Origin of the sequence: Burkholderia sp. L27(2015) (genome assembly GCF_009765705.1) — a bacterium.
Taxonomy (GTDB): Bacteria; Pseudomonadota; Gammaproteobacteria; order Burkholderiales; family Burkholderiaceae; genus LMUX01.
The window spans coordinates 722,437-741,587 of the sequence record NZ_LMUX01000021.1 but is presented as its reverse complement, the minus strand read 5'-3'; the positions used below and the strand labels follow the sequence as shown (position 1 = coordinate 741,587).

18 protein-coding genes are annotated in these 19,151 nt (G+C 60.3%); 5 read left to right on the top strand and 13 right to left on the bottom strand.

Annotation, left to right across the window (positions count from 1 at the left end):
* Nucleotides 1-270: 270 nt before the first annotated feature.
* Entirely contained in the window at nucleotides 271-921 is a 651-nt protein-coding gene (locus GSQ77_RS21705; RefSeq protein WP_367889685.1) for a 2OG-Fe(II) oxygenase, read from the top strand.
* On the opposite strand, the gene GSQ77_RS21700 is transcribed toward GSQ77_RS21705, so the two are convergent.
* The 6 genes from GSQ77_RS21700 to GSQ77_RS29635 all read right to left on the bottom strand — a co-directional run bounded on the left by GSQ77_RS21700 (nucleotide 918) and on the right by GSQ77_RS29635 (nucleotide 6,334).
* Nucleotides 918-1,430 (bottom strand): metal-dependent hydrolase, encoded by a 513-nt coding sequence (locus GSQ77_RS21700; protein WP_158904814.1) that lies wholly within the window; start codon nucleotides 1,428-1,430, stop codon nucleotides 918-920. The genes GSQ77_RS21705 and GSQ77_RS21700 overlap by 4 nt on opposite strands.
* 165 nt (nucleotides 1,431-1,595) lie before the next feature.
* Nucleotides 1,596-2,255: a hypothetical protein gene (locus tag GSQ77_RS21695; protein ID WP_158904813.1), complete on the bottom strand. Its 660-nt coding sequence runs from the start codon at nucleotides 2,253-2,255 to the stop codon at nucleotides 1,596-1,598.
* Nucleotides 2,256-2,638: 383 nt separating this feature from the next.
* Nucleotides 2,639-4,144: an aspartate/glutamate racemase family protein gene (locus tag GSQ77_RS21690; RefSeq protein ID WP_158904812.1), complete on the bottom strand. Its 1,506-nt coding sequence runs from the start codon at nucleotides 4,142-4,144 to the stop codon at nucleotides 2,639-2,641.
* 248 nt (nucleotides 4,145-4,392) lie between these two features.
* On the bottom strand, nucleotides 4,393-4,938 hold the full coding sequence (locus GSQ77_RS21685) for a cytochrome b (RefSeq protein ID WP_158904811.1): 546 nt from the start codon (nucleotides 4,936-4,938) through the stop codon (nucleotides 4,393-4,395).
* On the bottom strand, nucleotides 4,935-6,023 hold the full coding sequence (locus tag GSQ77_RS21680) for a catalase family peroxidase (RefSeq protein WP_158904810.1): 1,089 nt from the start codon (nucleotides 6,021-6,023) through the stop codon (nucleotides 4,935-4,937). Before GSQ77_RS21680 ends, GSQ77_RS21685 begins: the two co-directional genes overlap by 4 nt.
* A gap of 44 nt (nucleotides 6,024-6,067) precedes the next feature.
* Nucleotides 6,068-6,334 (bottom strand): hypothetical protein, encoded by a 267-nt coding sequence (locus GSQ77_RS29635; RefSeq protein WP_254067732.1) that lies wholly within the window; start codon nucleotides 6,332-6,334, stop codon nucleotides 6,068-6,070.
* A 478-nt stretch (nucleotides 6,335-6,812) separates the two neighbouring features.
* Between GSQ77_RS29635 and GSQ77_RS21670 the strand changes: the two genes are divergently transcribed.
* Entirely contained in the window at nucleotides 6,813-8,105 is a 1,293-nt protein-coding gene (locus tag GSQ77_RS21670; RefSeq protein WP_158904809.1) for an amidohydrolase family protein, read from the top strand.
* A gap of 18 nt (nucleotides 8,106-8,123) precedes the next feature.
* Nucleotides 8,124-9,581 (top strand): cytosine permease, encoded by a 1,458-nt coding sequence (locus tag GSQ77_RS21665; RefSeq protein ID WP_158904808.1) that lies wholly within the window; start codon nucleotides 8,124-8,126, stop codon nucleotides 9,579-9,581.
* Between the two features lie 152 nt (nucleotides 9,582-9,733).
* Here the strand turns inward: GSQ77_RS21665 and GSQ77_RS21660 are convergent, their stop codons facing one another.
* The 7 genes from GSQ77_RS21660 to GSQ77_RS21630 are packed head-to-tail and all read right to left on the bottom strand — an operon-like array spanning nucleotide 9,734 to nucleotide 16,982.
* Nucleotides 9,734-10,801: a 2-aminoethylphosphonate aminotransferase gene (locus GSQ77_RS21660; protein ID WP_158904807.1), complete on the bottom strand. Its 1,068-nt coding sequence runs from the start codon at nucleotides 10,799-10,801 to the stop codon at nucleotides 9,734-9,736.
* Nucleotides 10,788-11,987 (bottom strand): phosphonopyruvate decarboxylase, encoded by a 1,200-nt coding sequence (aepY, locus tag GSQ77_RS21655; RefSeq protein ID WP_158904806.1) that lies wholly within the window; start codon nucleotides 11,985-11,987, stop codon nucleotides 10,788-10,790. Before aepY ends, GSQ77_RS21660 begins: the two co-directional genes overlap by 14 nt.
* Nucleotides 11,987-13,666, bottom strand: coding sequence for a phosphoenolpyruvate mutase (gene aepX / locus GSQ77_RS21650; protein WP_158904805.1), 1,680 nt, complete (start codon nucleotides 13,664-13,666; stop codon nucleotides 11,987-11,989). Before aepX ends, aepY begins: the two co-directional genes overlap by 1 nt.
* Entirely contained in the window at nucleotides 13,663-14,424 is a 762-nt protein-coding gene (locus GSQ77_RS21645; RefSeq protein ID WP_158904804.1) for an NTP transferase domain-containing protein, read from the bottom strand. The genes aepX and GSQ77_RS21645 overlap by 4 nt, the downstream gene beginning before the upstream one ends.
* 25 nt (nucleotides 14,425-14,449) lie before the next feature.
* A complete protein-coding gene (locus GSQ77_RS21640) occupies nucleotides 14,450-15,454 on the bottom strand; it encodes a flippase-like domain-containing protein (RefSeq protein WP_158904803.1) in 1,005 nt (334 codons plus the stop codon).
* Nucleotides 15,451-16,305 (bottom strand): 2OG-Fe(II) oxygenase, encoded by an 855-nt coding sequence (locus tag GSQ77_RS21635; protein ID WP_158904802.1) that lies wholly within the window; start codon nucleotides 16,303-16,305, stop codon nucleotides 15,451-15,453. The genes GSQ77_RS21640 and GSQ77_RS21635 overlap by 4 nt, the downstream gene beginning before the upstream one ends.
* Nucleotides 16,302-16,982, bottom strand: a complete 681-nt coding sequence (locus tag GSQ77_RS21630) for a CDP-alcohol phosphatidyltransferase family protein (protein WP_158904801.1) — start codon at nucleotides 16,980-16,982, stop codon at nucleotides 16,302-16,304. Before GSQ77_RS21630 ends, GSQ77_RS21635 begins: the two co-directional genes overlap by 4 nt.
* Nucleotides 16,983-17,339: 357 nt before the next feature.
* On the opposite strand from GSQ77_RS21630, the gene GSQ77_RS21625 reads away from it, so the two are divergent.
* Together GSQ77_RS21625 and GSQ77_RS21620 are read left to right on the top strand one after the other, a co-directional pair.
* Entirely contained in the window at nucleotides 17,340-17,492 is a 153-nt protein-coding gene (locus tag GSQ77_RS21625; protein WP_216854927.1) for a hypothetical protein, read from the top strand.
* Between the two features lie 55 nt (nucleotides 17,493-17,547).
* Nucleotides 17,548-19,146 carry an acyl-CoA carboxylase subunit beta gene (locus GSQ77_RS21620; RefSeq protein ID WP_158904799.1) on the top strand — a complete coding sequence of 533 codons (1,599 nt, stop codon included), beginning with the start codon at nucleotides 17,548-17,550 and terminating at the stop codon, nucleotides 19,144-19,146.
* Nucleotides 19,147-19,151 lie beyond the last annotated feature (5 nt).

The following is a 19,151-nucleotide window of genomic DNA, read 5'->3' as shown; positions in this document are numbered from 1 at the left end:
GACTGGGCGCTACATCGACGCACCGAGCTGATGGGGTGGGCTTCAGTATTTAACTGAGGTCTCGATCAAGCCGTACTGTAGCAGCACGCCCACTTTCCTTCCGTCTTTTGGCCCTCTTGCACACGATTATTGGCGCAGAACAATGGGGCCGTCGCCTTAATTCTCCATTCAATTCCGCATTCCGCTAGCTTTAAGGCGCCATACTGGGGGACTCCGCCACAAATGACTCCGTCGCCCATTACCCATCGCCAGAATTCTGAAGGAATTGCAGTGAGTCACTCAGAATTTATCGCTGGCCCCGACTCATCGTGGACAGCCGCAACACAGCCGCATCAACCTATCCTCGACGCCATGCGCGACCACGGCTGGTCGGAGCAGGACATTTTCCTGCCTGAAGACCTGACCATCGCGCTCGCGCTGGAATGCGCGACGCTGGCCGCGGCGGGCGAATTGACCCCGGCGGGCGTGAGCCGTGGCGCGGCTCAGTCGGTGCAGCCCGGCATTCGGGGCGATCAGATCCATTGGTTGGAGGCCGGTCAATCCCTGGCCTGCGACCGGTATCTGCATATCATGGAGGGCTTGCGCGTGGCGCTGAATCGCGGGCTTTTTCTGGGGCTCGACGAATATGAAAGCCATTTCGCGTTTTACGCGCCCGGTGCTTCGTATCTGAAGCACGTGGACCGTTTTCGCGATGACGATAGTCGGACGGTGTCGGTCGTGGTCTATCTGAATCCAGGCTGGTTGCCCGAGCATGGTGGCGCTTTGCGCCTGCATCCGCAAGGTGGACACACGGAGGATATTGCGCCGCTGGGCAGTCGACTGGTGCTGTTCTTGTCCGCCGACATGCTGCACGAAGTGCTACCCGCAACACGCGATCGGCTGTCGCTGGCAGGCTGGTTCAGACGACGGCCCGTGCTTTAGAGCCGGACCGTGTGCAGTAGTCTGAGACCGTAGATACCGTGAAACCAGACATGGTCCACCATCAGCAGCGCCGCGACCCATGCGGCCCCGACGATCAGCACGTCGCAGTGGCCGCTGTTCCACCAGTTCAACGAATGTCGCGATGCGATCCACGGCACCCCAAGCGGATTGGGCCAGTCGGCCAATAAATGCATGAGGCCGCCGCACGCAAAACCAAAGCTCAGCGCCGCAAGCGGATGGGCGCCGAGCAGCCGGTAGGAACACACCAACAACACGATCCAGGCCACGCCCCAATGCGTCAATGTGCGATGCGTGATCCATAGCCTGCGGGCGCGCGTCCACCATGCCACTTCGAGCCAGTCGGGCGCCGTGCCGCCCAGTACGGCTGCGCAAAAACTCAGCGCGCTCCCTATCAGGTGTGGACCTGCGCCACCCACTTTACTGACAACGGCGGCCGCGATGATGCCGGCCGCCCATCCTGTGGCGTGATGAGCTTTGTGCGAAGCCATGATGCGGTACTACCTCTTGCCGATAAGATCGAGCCGCGCATGTTGGCACAAAACGGCGCGTCGTGCGCATCGTCTTCGTCGAGCAGCCGACTCGATACCACGTAGAGTCGGTCACGCCAAAAGCGAGCACGTACCACGCAGGCTTTGGGATCGCAGTGGTCGATATTATTTTTCGGCATGCCCCGTTTTATAAGTCGCGAGATCGATTAGCGCACCGTGGCTTGAAGGTTTAAAGTCGCGGTCCAACTCTCGACCGCTGACGATGTCGAACCAGGCACTCGCGAACTGGCTGGCACATTGGTGATATGCGGCATCCTGTTCCGAGCACAATACTTTCTCCAGCAAGACGTTGCCATCTTCATTCGATCGTGCAACTACCAAGTCGCCCGGCGACGCGAAGTTCACTTTGTCCGCCACGCCAACGGGCACCAGGACGACTTTCCGATAATTCGTCCCACCAGAGATAAACGTTACCGTAGTCCAGCCAGCTATCTGCTTGACGAAATTATCTTCGGTTAATTGTATAGGCTTACCGGGGTGCCAAGACGTGGCATATTTAGCATAACGCGCATACATCTGTTGGCGGTCGTATTCATCCAACTCGTGCATCGGCCCGACATTACCGATTAGTATCACGCCGATCTGAATGGGTTGTGATGTCGAAGCCCCCGTGGTCGGGCTGACGGCGGCACTCGATTGAGAATTTTGCTGGATCTGAGCGTGTGTCGCCGCTATGTGCTCAGGCGTCGACGAGGAATACTCACCTGACGCGACGCAAGCACATAGGAGAGCGCTCAAAATGAGCACCGTTATCAATTTGAGCATGAATCTCCCCTTTTAAAAAACATACACCAACGAGAATCTTCGGATTTTTTCCTACCCGATATTTGGCAAATTCTTTTCACCTATCCAAAGGTGAATAAAATTTACTTTTTGCGGACAGGGATTTGTAAGGATGCACAACTATATTTTCATGTGATTAGCATGACAATTTAGGAGAAACCCGATATACGCGACATCAATTAAGCCGTGCCGAATTAATCGATTGGAGCTTGTGCAAGGGTTTTTCTCAGGGAAGTACCGGCTTTATTTCAGCAAAATCGATTGCAAATGGTTTGCGTCCCAGAATAAGAGATACCGCTTGGAGGGTATTGATCTAGAAGTCCGTGCCGCGAGCGCAGACCCGGCCTTTATTTAACAGCGCCTTTTCAGTCCAGCGCCTCGGGCCGACGTGCCACGTGCTCGACCGCTTTTTTCGACGCGTCGATCGCATAGTCCACGCATCGACGCGCCAGGATCTGAGTGGGATCGACCAGAGTTGCACGCACACCTTCTGCGCTCTCGATCTCTTCCATCGGCAGCAACAGCGGCAGTTCGGTACAGCCAAGAATGATGACTCTGACGCCGTCGTCGATCAAGCTGCCTGCAGCGGCAAGAATATCCTGCATGCACTCCCCCGACGTATGACCCGCCTTAACGCCGCGAGGCCCATAGATGGCGCTCATCACGCGCGCCTGCATTGCCGGACGGGGAGCCACCTGAATCAATCCGAGCACCTCGAGCGCTTTTCGATACACACCGCTTTCGATAGTGCCCGAAGTTGCCAGCAAGCCGACATCCCGAAGCCCCGGGAAATTCGCCTTCAGGTGTTCGGCTGTCACTGTCAACATGTTGACGATCGGAATACTCAAATAAGGCTGAATGCGCTCGACAAACGCGTGTGCCGTATTGCACGGAATCGCAATCAGATCGGCGTCATCCGCTTCGAGTCGCTTGCACGTTGCATAGAGCGCGATGGTCGGATCCGGCCCATTGCCCAGCAGGCTCTCAGTCCGATCGGGAATCTGCGGATTCTGCTCGACCACCAATTTGATGTGGTCTTGGTCTCGCGCGGCCGCCGTATTGCTCACGATCTTCCGGACGAAATCGACGGTGGCGGCCGGTCCGACACCGCCGACCACGCCAATCTTGAACGGTTTGACGATGGAATCGTAGGAACTCGAAACCGCGTACTTGGCGTAGATCAGGTTTGAATCCAGCACGGGGATGTCGTGTTGCTGGAGCGCCTCGACCACCAACGATACCTCCGTCAGGCCCGGCAAGATCAGCTGCGCGCCCCGCTCGATCAAGTCTGCGCACGCGTCTTGAAGAAGCTCGACCGACCCGCCGCCGAGCTTGCCCGCCTTTATCCCGTCGGCACCGTACACCGCCGCGTCGACTGGACCCCGTCCGTCAGTCGCACGCGGATGCAGCACCTCGAAATCGGGCGCAGTGAAATACCGTTCGAACAGCTGCTTGTCGCGGGTATAGGCCGAAGAAAGCATGCCGACGCGTCGAACGCCGGGATATTTGCGGCGTACATGCACGCGTAGCGCCTCGACCATGTTGACGATACGCAGTGTTGTATTTGACTGGAGTTCGTCGAAGAAGGTGTGACTGAGAAAGCACGGCAAGATCACCGCATCGACGCCGCGCTTTTCGAACGCTCGCAGCATATCGAAGACGTAGAGTTTGCGCTCGGTATAGTCGAACGCAGCGCCGGTTCCGTCCGGCCCTCGGAACGGACGTTGTTCGAAAATCAGATCGAGGTGCTCGGCGTCGTTCGTAGCCGGCGTGGCTTTCACCAACTTGAAAAATACGTCGGCACTCGCGAGCGGGCCTAGGCCACCGATCACGCCAAACGATCTACGCGCTGCCACTTTCTCTTCTCTCATGACGCCCTATCCGGAAGGTGCACTGACGACAATCCTGTCGCAAGTGACACCTCTTTAAATGGAATGGAAACGTTATCGAGAATAGCGGCATGATGAAGGTGCACGATGCGATGTTGGCAAGGGCCTATGCGAATTGCGCATAGCACCCCGGCCTTTCTCGATGCGGCATCAAATCAGTCTAGCGCGATCTCATCGGCCAGAGCGCTCGCCCAAATCCCAATGCTACGAAACCCGGGCGAGTGCAAACGTTAACGACGACGTCCGCCACGCGCCATGCTGGAAAACACACCATCACGCCGTATCAGACCATGGAACAGTGCCGCGGCAAGATGAACCAGTACGGTACAAAAGAGCAACAGCGCCAGATCCGTATGCAATGCTCGCAATCGGGCGTAAAGCGACACACTATGCGGCGCGATAGCCGGCAGGTGCAGAGCACCGTAGAGGACGATGGGATAGCCCGCCGCCGAGAGCATAGCCCATCCGATCAACGGCATCGCGGCCATCAACGCATAAAGAACATAGTGTGAAAGCAGCGCACCCAAGGCCTGCAGTTTGGGCAGGTTCGCGGGCAAGGGTGGACTGCCGTACCTGATGCGTACACACACACGTACGATCACCAGCGCGAGCAACATGATGCCAAGCGGCTTGTGGATCGCGATCAAGAGATTGTGCGTTTGTGCGACCGTCGACACCATGCCGATGCCGACGAACAACATGACAAGGATGAGCGGCGCCATGACCCAGTGCAGCAATCTGGCGAGTGGATTGAAATGCTCTTGTATGGCGATCATGATGCGGCTCCATTCGACGGCTTACGATCTGCCGAGCCATGTGCGGCTTCCTCGCGTGTACGGCGGTTGAACGAAACTGCGTAGGCTGAAGAGCGCGCGGCCAACAGGGGATCGTCAGACGGCTTGATGCCGGCGGGCAAGATCGTCGGATCGAAGTTCACGTCCCGGCAGTCGCCGTCCACTTGCGGATTGGTGTGGTCGAGTACCAAGGTACCTGCGTCGACTTGCTTGCGATCCGAAGGCCATTGGATCGTTGCGTCGTCGGTCGGATCGCCAGGTGCCGCCACGGTCAGAATCAAGTGCCAGCGTTGCGGTCCCTGCTGTAGCCGGTTGACGAGGTCAGTCGATAGAAAATCCTTGTTGCTCGTTTCCTCTGGCGTTACCGGCGAGTACGGGGTGTCAGGCACCACGGACCAACGCACTGCGTTCGTTTGCCCTTGAGCATTGGTAAAGCGGAACGCGTCGATGCCGTAATACGATGCATTGACCAAGCTCGACGAAGGGGGATGCCCGGCTACCCATTGCAGGAACGGCTTGGTTTCGGGGTTCGCCGCAAAGAAGGCCTTGACCTTGTTGGGGTCGGGCTTGCCCGTTGCCGGATCAGGCTGGTTGGCCTGGAGCTGAGCAAAAAATTGTGCGGGTGTATGGATCACGAACACCGGCGTGGAATTCATCGCGGTGCGCCACTGCTGCCCATCGCTTTGCGTGAACATCAAGGCCATGCTGCGCACCGGCACGCTGCCGTCGGGAATCGACGGATTGCCGCCCGGAATCGCGAAGCGCCCGATCACCGGGGTCGTCCCTGGCGCGAAGACTTCGGCGCTCGATAATGCCGTGCCATTGCCGTTGCTATCGAAATGGCCGGCCACGCAAACGCCCTTGGCATGATTGCGACGAAAGCCCGAATGTTGACCGGCATCGGCCTGGAATTGGTTGATGATGCGAGTGGCGCTCAGACGTGTCGGACTAAGCCAGCCGCCGACATAGGCAAACCCGCCGCCCAGCGCCAGCACCACCGCGCCGATCGCGGCTAGCCGGCACGGTATGCAAGGGGCAGAGGGCGGAAATGATGACTTTCGTGTCATGGAAGTTCTCTACGTTTCACAGGTCAATACTGAACACGACCGGCTCAGCTGTCTTCGTAGAGCGTCGCGTTCAGGTGTGCCAATTCGCCGCTCTTCTCGGCCGTGACCAGCTCTTGATAGACCTCGGCGCGCGTCTTTCCATAGACCTGTGTGTTTGCCATCGACTGCGGTGCAGCGGCAGTCTGCGCGACCGATGAGCTCGACACATCAACGTTGGCGGCGAACGAAGGGGCGGCGATGAACGCGCCGCCGAGCACTGCAACGACGGAAGCGAGTTTGATGGCTTTGCTGAAAGAACTAGGGTTTTTCATGATTAACTCCTGAGAGGTTGTGAGGTAGGTACAGAGGTGAACATCGGCAGGCAGACAGTTATTCCAAAGAAATTTGAAATTTTTTCGGTGACCTGTTTACGTACTGCGGGGCATGCGACATGCATCAGTCATAACGGCTAGCAAGCGCGTTCGTGGCGGTCCCGTCCCTGATCAGAAGCATTCGTTCAATAACTTCCGCTCAGCGATCAAACGATCTGGTCAATCGCGCACACGGTGCTTGCTGCCGATATCTTTAATCGGTGTCTCGCTATCAATGAAGCGCCCCCGCTTTCCCAGGGCACTGCGCTCGGCAAGAACTCGGACTTTTCTTATATCTGCCCATCGTCTGGGTTAGGCACTTGTTAAAAGCACTATATTTTGTCGTACTAATTGTCATATCGAAGGTGAGCGCTTTCATTGCGTACGCGATGGCAGCGACGCGAGAGGCCGTCCGCGATATTAATCAAAGGAAGGATAGATGGACCTGATCATTCGTCGCGCCAGCCTGCCGCGCAGCGTGTCACAACACAAGGGGCTGGTCGATATCGGCATCGAAGCGGGTCGCATTGTGACCGTCGAGTCACGCCTCGCGGCGAGCGCGCAAGAAGAAATCGACGCCGCCGGCTCGCTTGTCACGCCGCCGTTCGTGGATCCGCATTTCCACATGGACGCGACATTGTCGTATGGCCTGCCGCGTGTGAATGCGTCCGGCACACTGCTCGAAGGCATCGCACTGTGGGGCGAACTCAAACCACAACTGACCCAGGAAGTGTTGATCGAGCGCGCTCTGCAATATTGCGACTGGGCGGTCGCCCGCGGTCTGCTCGCGATCCGCAGTCACGTCGACGTGTGCGACCCGCGTCTGCTGGCGGTAGAGGCGTTGCTCGAAGTGAAGAGGCGTGTGGCAACGTATCTCGACCTGCAACTCGTGGCGTTTCCGCAAGACGGCGTCTTGCGCACCGCGGGCGCCTTCGACAACCTGAAGCGGGCGATTGCGCTGGGCGTTGACGTGGTCGGCGGCATTCCGCATTTCGAGCGAACCATGGCCGACGGTGCGGAGTCGGTGCGCATGCTGTGCGAATACGCCGCTGAACAGGGCTTGCGGGTCGATATGCATTGCGACGAGTCCGACGATCCGCTCTCGCGCCACATCGAAACCCTCGCCGCGCAGACCCATCGGCTGGGCTTGCACGGACGGGTCACGGGTTCTCACCTAACCTCGATGCATTCGATGGATAACTACTACGTCAGCAAGCTACTGCCGCTGATGCGAGAGTCGGGGGTGGCGGCGATCGCGAACCCGCTGATTAATATCACGCTCCAAGGCCGCAGCGACACCTATCCGAAGCGGCGCGGCATGACGCGCGTACCGGAGATGATGGCAGCGGGTATCAATGTCGCGTTCGGCCACGACTGCGCGATGGACCCGTGGTACAGCCTCGGCTCGGGCGACATGCTGGAGGTGGCCCACATGGGGCTGCACGTCGCACAGATGACCGGTATTGACGCGATGCATGCGTGCTTCGACGCTGTGACAGTGAATGCGGCCCGCATCCTCGGGCTTGAGGGTTACGGCATTGCGCCGGGGTGCGCGGCGAATTGCGTGGTGCTGGATGCGCGCGATCCAGTGGAAGCGATCCGTTTGCGCGCTGCTCGGCTTGCAGTCGTGCGCGGCGGAAAAGTGGTGGCCCGTTCACCCGCCGCGCGCGCGACCCTCGCACTCGAAGGCCGGCCGCCGGAAGTTGATTTCAGACAGTCTCGCGAACGCTGAAACAGCCAAGGAAAAGTAATGGAAAATTACGATCGTCGTGATGTTCACGTCGGGGTGGACGCTGACAAGGCGTGGCGCGTCGAACAACACGCCATTGACCCGATCCCGATTACAGACCGTCACGGTACGCCGGCCGAGCTGTTCAAGATGTGGATTGGCGTCAACATCAACTATGTCGTGGTGGTGACGGGCGCTTTGGCGCTGTCCCAGGGCCTGTCGTTGTGGCAGGCGCTAATGGCGATTCTGGTTGGCAACTTGTTAGGGTGCTTCGTGCTGGGTCTGACCTCTATCATGGGGCCGCGCACCGGCACCTCTGGCATCATGACTTCGCGTAGTTCGTTTGGGCAGCTAGGCTCATTCCTGCCGAAGGCGGTGAGCCTGGTTTCTGCACTGAGCTGGTTTTCGATCAATTCGGTGGTTGCCACCCAGGCGCTCGAATCGCTGCTAAAGATGGTCGGCTTTCAGAGTCCGGCCGTAGTCTGGGTGTCGCTGGCCATCATTCTAGCGACGGAAACCGTGCTTGCGATCTTTGGGCACGCGACCATTATTGTCGCGGAAAAGTGGATCGCGGTCGTGCTCGCCGTCCTGTTCGGTTGCCTGGCCGTTTTCGTCCTGCCACATACGAGCTTCGCCATGGCGTCGGCCATCAACCACGATGGCGGGTCGGTCAGCAAGTGGCTGATAGCGATGGGGATCATCTTTGCCTATCCGATCAGTTGGGCCAACTTCGCTTCGGACTACAGCCGTTATTTTCCTGCACATACTAGCTGGAAGAAGATCATGCTCGCGGCCGGTGGGGGACAGTTCGTGGCACTGATGTTTTGCGAGGTAATCGGTGCACTGTTTGCAACTGCGCTAGGTGGCACCTTGGGTGACGACCCTGTCAGCCAGCTGTCGAGATTTCTGCCGGCGTGGTTCATCGTGCCCTTGCTGCTTGCGATCATTCTCGGCGGGATCGCAGCGAACGTGCCTAACTGTTATACCGCCGGCCTGGGTCTGTTGGCATTGCGCATTCCAATCAACCGCATTACATCTCTAGCGATCATTGCCCTGTTCACGCTCGCTTTCCGAGTAGTGACCGTGTTCTACGGGCAATTCTTCGACATGTATCAGGCGTTTCTGAACTATATGGTCCTCTGGACGGCACCATGGGCAGCGATCGTCATCGTGGATTATTTCATGCGTGGCGGTCGATATCCGACTGACGCCTGGATGAAATGGGGCAGCGGTGCGTACTGGTATGGCGCCGGGATCTTCTGGCCAGGTATCTTTGCGCTGCTGATCGGGATCGCGACATCGCTCCTGTTCTCGAACTCGCCTACCTATGCCAGTCCGTTGATGCATGACTATCTTGGCTGGGGCGACCTGAGTTTCGAATGCGGCCTATTATCAGCTGGCTTGATGTACTTCGTACTCGCACGGCGGAGTCAGCTGTTCCGCAAGACTGTCGATTACGCATCCGCAACAGGCAGCTAGGACGTGCAGCCTCGAAAGCAGTCGTGCGGTTTACGGAAGAATTCTAGGCCGTGGTGGCCAGTGGCTCGGGCAACATTTTTTGAAACAGCTAGATAGCGGGCCGCGTGATCACGCGGTTTTGCCTCGCTCGCGGCGCACGACGCATCACGAACTCACTGTATCAACGCGTCGAATCCTTGCAGCAAACGTTCAACATCGGCAGCATGAATATTGCCCATCGTTGAAATGCGGAACAGTTCGGCCGACAATCCGCCTTGTCCCGCATAGATCACGAAACCGCGCGCCTTCAATCCGTCGTGCAACTGCACGTACGACAAACCTTTCGGCAAGCGATACGCACGCAACACAACCGACGATTGATCCGGCGGCAACACGCTAGCCATACCGCGCGCAGCAAGTCCCACGCGCGCTTGTTCGGCCAGAGCCGCATAACGTGCGTGCCGCGCGCTCCAGCCGCCTTCGTCCTCAAGCTCGCGTAGCCCTTCAACAAGTGCGTAGTACGCGTGCACGGACGGTGTGAACGGCGTATTGCGCTGATCCTGCAACCGCGCCAACCGGCCAAGATCCAGATAAAACGTGCGACTCGCCGCTCGTGCGAGCGCAGCGCGCCGCACCATCACAAACGATGCGCCCGGCACGGCGTGCAGGCATTTGTTGGCGGTAGCAGCAACAGCCGCAATACTTTCGTCGTCGAAGTCGATCGCCTCGGCACCGAAACTGCTGACGCCATCGACCAAAAGCTGCACACCGCGTTCGCGACATGCCGCACCCAGCGCTTGCAGATCGTTCAGGCGACCCGTCGTGGTTTCGTGATGAATCACGGCCACGTGCGTAATCGCCCGGTCGGCGTTGAGCCTCGCGACGATCTGAGCAAGGTCGGGCGCGCTCATCCAATCGTGCGTCAAAGTTTCGTGGTCGATGCGGTACTGCTTGGCGATCTGCGTAATGCGCTCGCCATACACACCGTTTTCGACGATCAGCAGCTTGCCGTCTTCAGGCACGAGCGCCGCCACCATGCTTTCGACCGCGGCCGTGCCCGAGCCCGTCATCAGGACCGCTGCCCATAGCGCAGGGTCGAGTCCATAGACACCCAGCAGGCGTGTACGGATCTCTTCCTGCAGGTCGAAAAACTCGCTCTCGCGATGGCACAGGTCGGGTTGCAGCAGGCTCTGGCGCACGCGTTCGGTCAGCGTGACCGGTCCGGGGTTAAGCAGTAGCATCAGCAACTCCTTGGTCCGAACCGATGTGGCGCATCAGGCGCAGCTTCACATCGACCGGTGTAATAGTGGGACGCGGCAGGCCATCCGGCGTGCCGGCCCGAATCGACAGTCGCGCGAAATGGGATCCCAAGCGTGCCCCATCGAGCGCAGGCGCAGCAAACAATTCGTCCAGCATGTCGACGCTGTCGCCTTCGATTGCAGATGCGTAGCCGCAGGCCGCAGCCACACCCGCAAATGAGAGGTTCGCCGACACGGTCGCCTGTCCGCCCGTCGAGTCGTGCGCGCCATTATCGAGCAGCACGTGCGTGAGATTCGGTGGTCCATAAGTGCCGATCGTGGCGAATGCGCTCATGCGCATCAGCGCTGCACCGTCACCGTCGAGCGCGATCACGCGCAGGTCCGGACGCACCAGAGCGAGCCCCAGCGCGAACGGCGTAAGACATCCCATCGAGCCGACCATGTACAACTGGTTGGAGCGATCGTCGAGTGCGTACAGCTCGCGTCCGCAGAAACCGGTCGATGCAAGAACCACCGTCGAATCGAGCGGCGTGTGCGCAATCACGCGCGCCAGAGCATCGCGACGCGAAGGCAGCGTATCCAGCTGCGTGCTGCGCGGCTGTACACGAGGCGTGCAGGGCGCGCGCGCAGCGGATGCCTGCGCCGGCTTCAGTGCGTAGGGCGCGACGCTACCCTTTTGCATCACGAGTGCGTACGGGCGGCCCGTCGCGTCCATATGCGCCACCGCGCGGTCTAATGCCGGGCCAACTTCATCGGCCTGCGTCGGGAACAACTCCCACGCAATTTCCATCGTGTCCAGCATCGCGGGCGTAACCGGCCCCATCAACGCGTGCTGCGGTTCGTCGGCAACGCCGGGCTGGCCGCGCCATGTCACGATCAGCAGTTGCGGCAAGCGAAACGTCCAGGTCAGCGAAGTCAGCGGGCTCACCGCATTGCCCAGGCCCGAGTTCTGCATCATCGTGACGCCACGCCGGCCGTTTCTGGCGCCCAGCGTGACCCCGGCGATCAAGGCGACCGCGTCGCCTTCATTCGCCGCCGACACATAATGCAGCGTAGGGTCCTGCGACACGTAATTGATGAACGGGGTGAGATACGAACACGGCACCCCCGCGTACCAATCGAAACCGCGCGTACGCGCGGCTTCGACAAACTGCCCCGCTTCGATCATCAGGCCTCCTCGCTGCCCGGAGCGCTCGCGGCGAACGGCGCTTGAGCATGAGCGAAATCGCCTGCACGACGGAAGTCTTCGAGGTCGTTCACACCGCGCCAGTGGCCGTGCACATACTGCACCTCGATCTTCGCGCCGTCTTCGATCAGCGCGTTGAGCAGCGCCGGCATATCGAGCGTATCGAAATCGGCGCGCGTGCCCAGTTGGGCCAGCGTTTTTTGCAGACGCTCACGGCCCGCGCCGCGTACGTTCAACAGACCGATCCAACGCCCTTGCGGTGCTTGCGGATCGCTCGATACGCGTTGCAGGAATACCTTCTGTCCGAACAGATCGCGATTGTCGTCAGCCGAGCAATGGGCGAAATCGCGCACGCTCTGGTTGGCCGACTGCGTTTGCGAGGAATCGACCACCACGCTGAACTCGGCTTCGCTTTCCACGAGGTCGCGCAAGATGTAGCTGCGAAACAGCAGGTCGCCGTAGGAAATGATGGTGTTGGCCTGCAAACGGTCCGCTGCGCACGCAAGCGACGCGAGTTCGCCGGTCTGGGCATAGCGTTCGTTGACGACGAGCTTGATGCCGGCCGTGTCGATCGCATCGGTGCGATAGCCGCCAACCACGGTAATGTCGTTGATGCCTTGTTCCTTGAAGCCGTCCACCAGCCAGCGCAGCAGCGGCTTGCCGGCCACCGGCAGCATCACCTTGGGCCGATCGGCAGTCACCGCTTCGAGCCCCGCGCCACGGCTTGCGGCCAGCACAAGCGCGGCGCTCGACGCGCGCGACGACGACAAATACACGCGCTCGGCGTTCGAATACTCGTCGGCATCCTGCAAGCGGAAGATTTCGTTGACGGCCGCAATGCCGTCCTCGACCTCGACCAGCGTCTGCGTCTCAAAGATCTCCTTGGCCACCGCCTGCATTGACGAGGTTGCCGAGCGGATCAAATGATTCGCCCAGATCACCGAGCTGATGCCAGCCTTGCGGAACACTTCGGTCGGCGTGCTGTAGTACTTGGTCGGAACGATCACGAGCGGGCCGCGGCCGGCCCATTCGCGCGCGAACTCAAGAATCTCGTCCGGGCGCGACAGCTTGCTGTGGATCAGGATGGCATCCGCGCCAGCGCGGCGATAGGCTTCGGCGCGGCGCAGCGCTTCGTCCATGCCCCATCCGGCGATCAGCGCTTCGACGCGCGCCACGATGGAGAAATCGGCATCCGTTTGAGAATCCTTGCCCGCCTTGATCTTGCCGCAAAATTCGTCGATATCGGCCAGAGGCTGCGCTTCGCCATCGATGAAGCTGTTGGTCTTGGGAAACTGTTTGTCTTCGATACACACGCCGGCCACACCGCGTTGTTCGAGCTTTCTGACCAGGCGGCGCACGTTGTTGAAGTTACCGTAGCCGGTATCGCCATCGAGCAAGATCGGCAACTCGCTGGCGTCGGCCATGAATTCGAGCATGTCGACCACTTGGGTCCAGCTCACTTCATTGTTGTCGCGCACGCCAAACTGCGCCGAGATCGCCAGGCCCGAAGCCCAGATGGCTTTGAAGCCGGCCTCGCGCACGATGCGCGCCGACAGGCCGTTGTGGGCTTCCATCAGGAATTCGAGTTCGTTACTTAGCAGCATCTGGCGCAAACGCGCGCTGCGTGAAACGGGCTTGCTGGTATTTTGAGACGTATTCATCGTGTTACTCCTACAAGCGGTTGAAGTTGCGGCAGGACTTCCGTACCGGCGCGCGCAACGTCACCCGGGAAATCGATTTCAATCCAGGGCGCCCCTGTGACATCGGCGGTGTCGAACACATGACCGCCTTCCAACAATAAATCGCGTACGGCTTCTTCGTGCGGCAGGTTCGAACGGCCGCTATCGACGTAACCCGCGACGATCTCCGCGAAACGGCGCGCGGTCTCTTCGCGAAAACGGAAAAAGCCCACCGATTCGCCTATCGTGTCGTAGTCGAGGCCAACCGCGAGTTGCTTGCGCAGCTCGACGGGCACCCCGTCCTTCAGACACAGTTTGACCGGCTCATCGCCGGCCTCGAAATCGTGGTCGATTAACAGGCGATTGACGTGCTCGCCCGCGACCAGCGCGCTCAGAATGCGCTCGTCGTAGAGCACGTCCGCGTCCATCAACAACACGTCGCCACCGCGCGTGAGCGCTTCGGCGACCGTATGCACGGTCAGCACGCTGCCCAGGTCGTACCGTGAATTGAGCACGATTTCTGGATAGGAGCGTCCGGTGCGCGCCAATTCGGCCTCGACTTGTTCGGGCTGAAACCCCAGTGCGAGGACCACCTCATCGACGCCCGCCGTTTCCAGCATTTGCAGATGCCGTTCGAGCAGGGTCATATCGTCAAAGCGCAATAGGCATTTCGGAAATTGCGCGCTCTGGGTTTGTTGCAGGCGTAAGCCCATGCCCGCGGCAAGAATGATTGCTCGCATTTGTTTTTTTCCCCTCTAAACGCCGTCAATCGGCGACTGGTATGCGCGACGCCTGCCGGCGCTGCCAGTTTCGTTCACTCAGATGTACATACAGGATACCCGGGACGCCGAGCACGAGTTCGCGCGCGCGCTTGGCCAGCGAGAGCGCCAATGCCGCTTCGGACGGCAAGCCGACCAGCGGAGCCAGCAACAAGTAGCCGCCTTCCTGGACGCCGAGCGAACCGGGAATCGCAAACGCCGCGCCACGTATGGCTTGCCCTATGCTTTCGAGCAGCAATGCGTCGAGCCAACCTACCTGGTGGCCGAGAAAATGCAACGCGAGCCAAACTTCGCCAGTACCGACCAGCCAGCCGGTAAAACTCAGACAGAAGCTCACCACGATGCGGCGGCGCTCGCTATACAACTCGCGCACGGCGCTGTCGATAGCGTCGGCGTGCGCGGTAAGCTCGGACCAGTCGCGCTTGCCGAATATCGAGGAAGCCAGCCGCAGCACACGGCCGAACAGGCCGCGCCGTTGCGCCACATAGAAGGCGGCCATGCACAGCGCGAGGACTACGACGGCGATCAATGCCGCCTTGCGCACATTCTGCGACTCGCCGCCGGTCGCATACACCGCGAAGATTGCCAGCCCGAATAGCGCGAAGCCGATTTGCGAGACCGCCTGGACGGTGGTGCTCACGGTAATTGCCGCAGCCGCGTCGCGCATGCGCATGCCGTGATGCGCAAGGTGCCGCACCATCAACACCGGCCCGCCGATCTGCCCGGCCGGCAGCAGGCTATTGACCGATTCGCCGGTCCAGCGCGCGAGTATCGCCACGCGCAACCCGTGGCGCCGACGTTGGCCATCGGACAAGATGAAAATCGTGCCCGCATCCAGCAGCAGCGGCAATAGGTGAAACGCCGCCACGAGCGCGAGGCCCCAGCCTGCAACCATCAGCGTCGACGCGACCGAGCCGAACCCCTGCCATGCCAGCAGCGCGATAAACAGCGCGACGCCGACCGACAGCAGGATCAGGGCCGCGCGTGTCATAGGGCACCACCAGCCGTGTCGCGGCCCGCACGTCGCTGGCGCAGTTGCCGAAATACCTGTTTGAAGCCGAAGTAAGCAATCGCGTCCTTCATGTTGGACACGAAGCGCCGCCATGCCCGCATATTGGGGTTGGTGACATATTCGAACGTCAGCGAGACGCGCATTTCGTCGGCGCCCATCGGTGAGATCCGATGGCGCAGCTTGTCGCCGTCAAAAAATACCAAGCCGCCGGGCGGGATCTGCACGGACCCAGGCTCGTCGGCCACCTCGGCGTTGCGCGTATGCAGCTCGTAGTCGAGCCGGCACGACGAATCGTCGATCACGCCCAGCAGCACCGTATAGCGGCGACCGTCGTAGTACGACGTGTCGTAATGCCAACCGATGTGATCGCCGGGGCGCGTGTAGTAGTAAAGCGCATAGGCGTGCGGGTCGTCTTCCGGCGACAGTTGCAAAGCCTCGCCGCAGGTGCGCTCGAGCCAGCCGATCAGCTCCTTGGAGCGATACAGTTGCGCGATGAACGGCGCCAGACGGTCTATCGTGTGACGGCTGACGCTGCCGCCCTGCTTGTGTCCAGGCAGGTAATTGCGGTTGACTTCGCCGAGCAGCGCGCGGGCGTCGGCAGCGAGCTGGCCGGCGGCCGCTGGCGGCAGGAAGTCTTCGAGGTACAGGAATGCGCCCTGCCGCTCAAAATCGGCGCGCAGGCGATTGCTGTCCAGCCCGCGTGCGTGCGCGCCTACGTGTGCGCCTGTGTGTGGCTGGGTGCTTGCGGCAGGTTCAGTGGCGAAATTAGCGGCAGTCGATGAAGCGCGCGAGTCGTCGACAACGGAATCCGGATCGGCGTGCGCGGTCATGGAGAAACCATCGCCTCCGGCACGCCCGGAGCGGGCCGGGTACGTCGCACGACACGCCGATAATCGATGATCACCCACAGCGCGAACAACGGCGCGCCGATCGACGCGGCGATCAGAAACGGCGCGATCCCACCGGTCAGGGTCACAAGCGGAAGCAGGTACAGCACGTCCTCGGTCTCGAAACCGCCCGCCTCGCCTTGTGCTGTCTGCGTCTTGCCTGCGAGCGATTCGATGCGCATCCGTAAGAAGAAAATCAGCGCAATCGCCACCCCTGAGATGCCGCCCAGCAAGGCCGGATGTATCGCCATATGCCGGCCTTGGGCGGCGAGCCCAAGCCCCAGGCAGAGAAACAACAGGACCGTGATGAGCGCATCGCTCGCCAGATCGTAGAAATGTCCGATTTTGCTGGTCTTGCCACTGATGCGTGCCAATTCGCCGTCCGTATGATCGGCGAAATTGGATATCACAATCAGCAGCGCACCGGCGTTCACCCAGCCAAAGCCGGCCTGGGCCAGACATGCTGCGCCGGCGAGGCCGATGGCCAGTCGCAAGGTGGTCAGGTAATTAGGTGTGACGCGCGTATCGATGAGCGGCGTGACAAGCCTTCGAGCGAGGCGTGCATCCCAGGTACGAGGTGGCGCGACTTCGGCAATGGTGAGGGTAGCTCTACTTTTCATCTCGGGAATATATCCGATTTTTAAAATCATTTCAGCGCATCGAGGTTCGCCATTTTAATCCGTACTGTTGATTAGGCCCGCCGAGACCGGCCATCGGGGCGCATGCCGGGTTTAGAGCGGCAAATGTGCAACAGACCTTGTTCGAATCAGGGGGTAATCGTTCGCTCATGCCGGCTTCCATTGTGCCCCGCCGTCTACGCGTTGGGTGGCGGTTGGGAAAATTAACCGACTAGTCAGTTGACAGCAAAAAATCGCGCTGTCATCCCCACTGGCTATATACGACGCCAATCTAACCGATCGGTTAGTCAATTGACCATGCAGTTTTTCTTGCGTAAGATCAAGCGCAGCGGAAACGATATGAGGGTCATTTCCGGGGACGTCTGCATCGGCCAGCCGGTTCATCCCGCCGACGTCATCGGCGAAACGCCGCGGGAAGACATCGCTCATCGCACCGCGCGGGCCACGCTCGACAACGCCGGCAACGAAGGCTGCTTAAGAAGCGCGGCTTAAGGCCACGTAAAGCCGCGTGAGCGACTTTCACCATGAACAGGCGTAGATCGCACCGATGAGCACAATTATTTCCCGGGTCGACCCGCAAGCCGCGGCTTTTCGTACCAACGCGACGCACTACGAGGGTTTGCTCGAACTGTTGCGCAGCCGTTACGCACACGTGCTGGCGGGCGGTGGTGCGGGCATGGTGGAGCGGCATCATGCGCGCGGCAAGAACCTGGCTCGCGAGCGCATCGATCTACTGCTCGATCCGATGTCGCCGTTCGTGGAACTCTCCCCGCTCGCCGCTTGGGGGCTCTACGACAATGCGGTGCCGTGCGCAGGCATCGTCACCGGCATCGGGATGGTTTCGGGCACGCCTTGCATGGTGATCGCCAACGACGCCACGGTCAAAGGCGGGTCGTTTTTTCCCGAGACCGTCAAGAAGCATGTGCGCGCGCAGGAAATTGCCGAGACCCACGCGCTGCCGGTGCTGTATCTCGTGGATTGCGGCGGCGCCTATCTGCCCGAGCAGGACAAGGTGTTCCCCGACAAAGACCATTTCGGTAATACCTTTTATCGCCAGTGCCGCATGTCGGCCGCCGGCATCCCCCAGATCGCCGCCGTGTTCGGCGGCTGCACCGCGGGCGGTGCCTATATCCCGGCACTCGCCGACGAAATGATCATGGTGCGCGGCCAGGCGCGTATCCACCTGGGCGGCCCGCAGATCGTCAAGGCCGCGATCAACGAAGTGGTGGACGGCGAAACACTGGGCGGTGCACAGATGCATACACGCGTTTCGGGCGTGAACGATTATCTGGCGGAGAACGAGGCGCAAGCCTTGCTGCGCGTACGTGAAATCGTGGCGAAACTGAATCGCACCCGGCCCTTGCATGGCGCCTTGCGCACCCCGCTTGAACCGCGCTACGACATCGCGGAACTGGGCGGTATCGTGTCTCAGGATCTGAAGCAACCTTACGACGTGCGCGAGGTGATTGCGCGGCTGGTCGACGATTCCGATTTCCAGGAATTCAAGCCCGAGTTCGGCGCCACGCTGGTGTGCGGCACCGCCTACTGGTGTGGCTTTCCGGTGGGCATCCTGGCCAACAATGGCGTGCTGTTCTCCGAATCGGCGCTCAAGGGCGCGCATTTTATCGAGCTGTGCAACCAGCGCAATATCCCCTTGCTGTTCTTGCAGAACATCACCGGCTTCATGGTCGGCTCCGAGGCCGAACGCGGCGGCATTGCACGTCACAGTGCCAAGCTCGTGTACGCCATGGCGACGGCGCGCGTGCCACGCTTCACCGTGATCATCGGCGGCTCGTTCGGCGCCGGCAATTACGGCATGTGCGGCCGCGGCTTCGATCCCCGCTTCCTGTTTGCATGGCCGAATTCCCGCATCGCCACGATGAGTGCGGATGTTGCCTCCACGGTGCTGACCGACTTGCGGCGCAGCAGCCTGAAGGCCGCGCCCGACGAGGAAGAGATCGCCCGCATCGATCGCGAGACCCGTGCGCAATTTACCGAGCAAAGCGATCCCTACTACGCCACGGCCCGGTTATGGGACGACGGCCTGATCGAACCGACGCACACGCGTGCAACGATCGGCCTGTGCCTGGCGCTGGCCGCCGCCGAGCCGCCCAAGACTGGCCTCTCCCCCGTATTCCGGATGTAGGAACG

Coding starts and splice junctions, on each gene's coding strand:
- GSQ77_RS21640 (WP_158904803.1), bottom strand. CDS start 15,454: ATGACACGCGCGGCCCTGATCCTGCTGTCGGTCGGCGTCGCGCTGTTT.
- GSQ77_RS21660 (WP_158904807.1), bottom strand. CDS start 10,801: ATGCTACTGCTTAACCCCGGACCGGTCACGCTGACCGAACGCGTGCGC.
- GSQ77_RS21685 (WP_158904811.1), bottom strand. CDS start 4,938: ATGATCGCCATACAAGAGCATTTCAATCCACTCGCCAGATTGCTGCAC.
- GSQ77_RS29635 (WP_254067732.1), bottom strand. CDS start 6,334: ATGAAAAACCCTAGTTCTTTCAGCAAAGCCATCAAACTCGCTTCCGTC.
- GSQ77_RS21670 (WP_158904809.1), top strand. CDS start 6,813: ATGGACCTGATCATTCGTCGCGCCAGCCTGCCGCGCAGCGTGTCACAA.
- aepY (WP_158904806.1), bottom strand. CDS start 11,987: ATGATCGAAGCGGGGCAGTTTGTCGAAGCCGCGCGTACGCGCGGTTTC.
- GSQ77_RS21635 (WP_158904802.1), bottom strand. CDS start 16,305: ATGACCGCGCACGCCGATCCGGATTCCGTTGTCGACGACTCGCGCGCT.
- GSQ77_RS21690 (WP_158904812.1), bottom strand. CDS start 4,144: ATGAGAGAAGAGAAAGTGGCAGCGCGTAGATCGTTTGGCGTGATCGGT.
- GSQ77_RS21680 (WP_158904810.1), bottom strand. CDS start 6,023: ATGACACGAAAGTCATCATTTCCGCCCTCTGCCCCTTGCATACCGTGC.
- GSQ77_RS21645 (WP_158904804.1), bottom strand. CDS start 14,424: ATGCGAGCAATCATTCTTGCCGCGGGCATGGGCTTACGCCTGCAACAA.
- GSQ77_RS21625 (WP_216854927.1), top strand. CDS start 17,340: ATGAGGGTCATTTCCGGGGACGTCTGCATCGGCCAGCCGGTTCATCCC.
- GSQ77_RS21665 (WP_158904808.1), top strand. CDS start 8,124: ATGGAAAATTACGATCGTCGTGATGTTCACGTCGGGGTGGACGCTGAC.
- aepX (WP_158904805.1), bottom strand. CDS start 13,666: ATGAATACGTCTCAAAATACCAGCAAGCCCGTTTCACGCAGCGCGCGT.
- GSQ77_RS21700 (WP_158904814.1), bottom strand. CDS start 1,430: ATGGCTTCGCACAAAGCTCATCACGCCACAGGATGGGCGGCCGGCATC.
- GSQ77_RS21620 (WP_158904799.1), top strand. CDS start 17,548: ATGAGCACAATTATTTCCCGGGTCGACCCGCAAGCCGCGGCTTTTCGT.
- GSQ77_RS21630 (WP_158904801.1), bottom strand. CDS start 16,982: ATGAAAAGTAGAGCTACCCTCACCATTGCCGAAGTCGCGCCACCTCGT.
- GSQ77_RS21695 (WP_158904813.1), bottom strand. CDS start 2,255: ATGCTCAAATTGATAACGGTGCTCATTTTGAGCGCTCTCCTATGTGCT.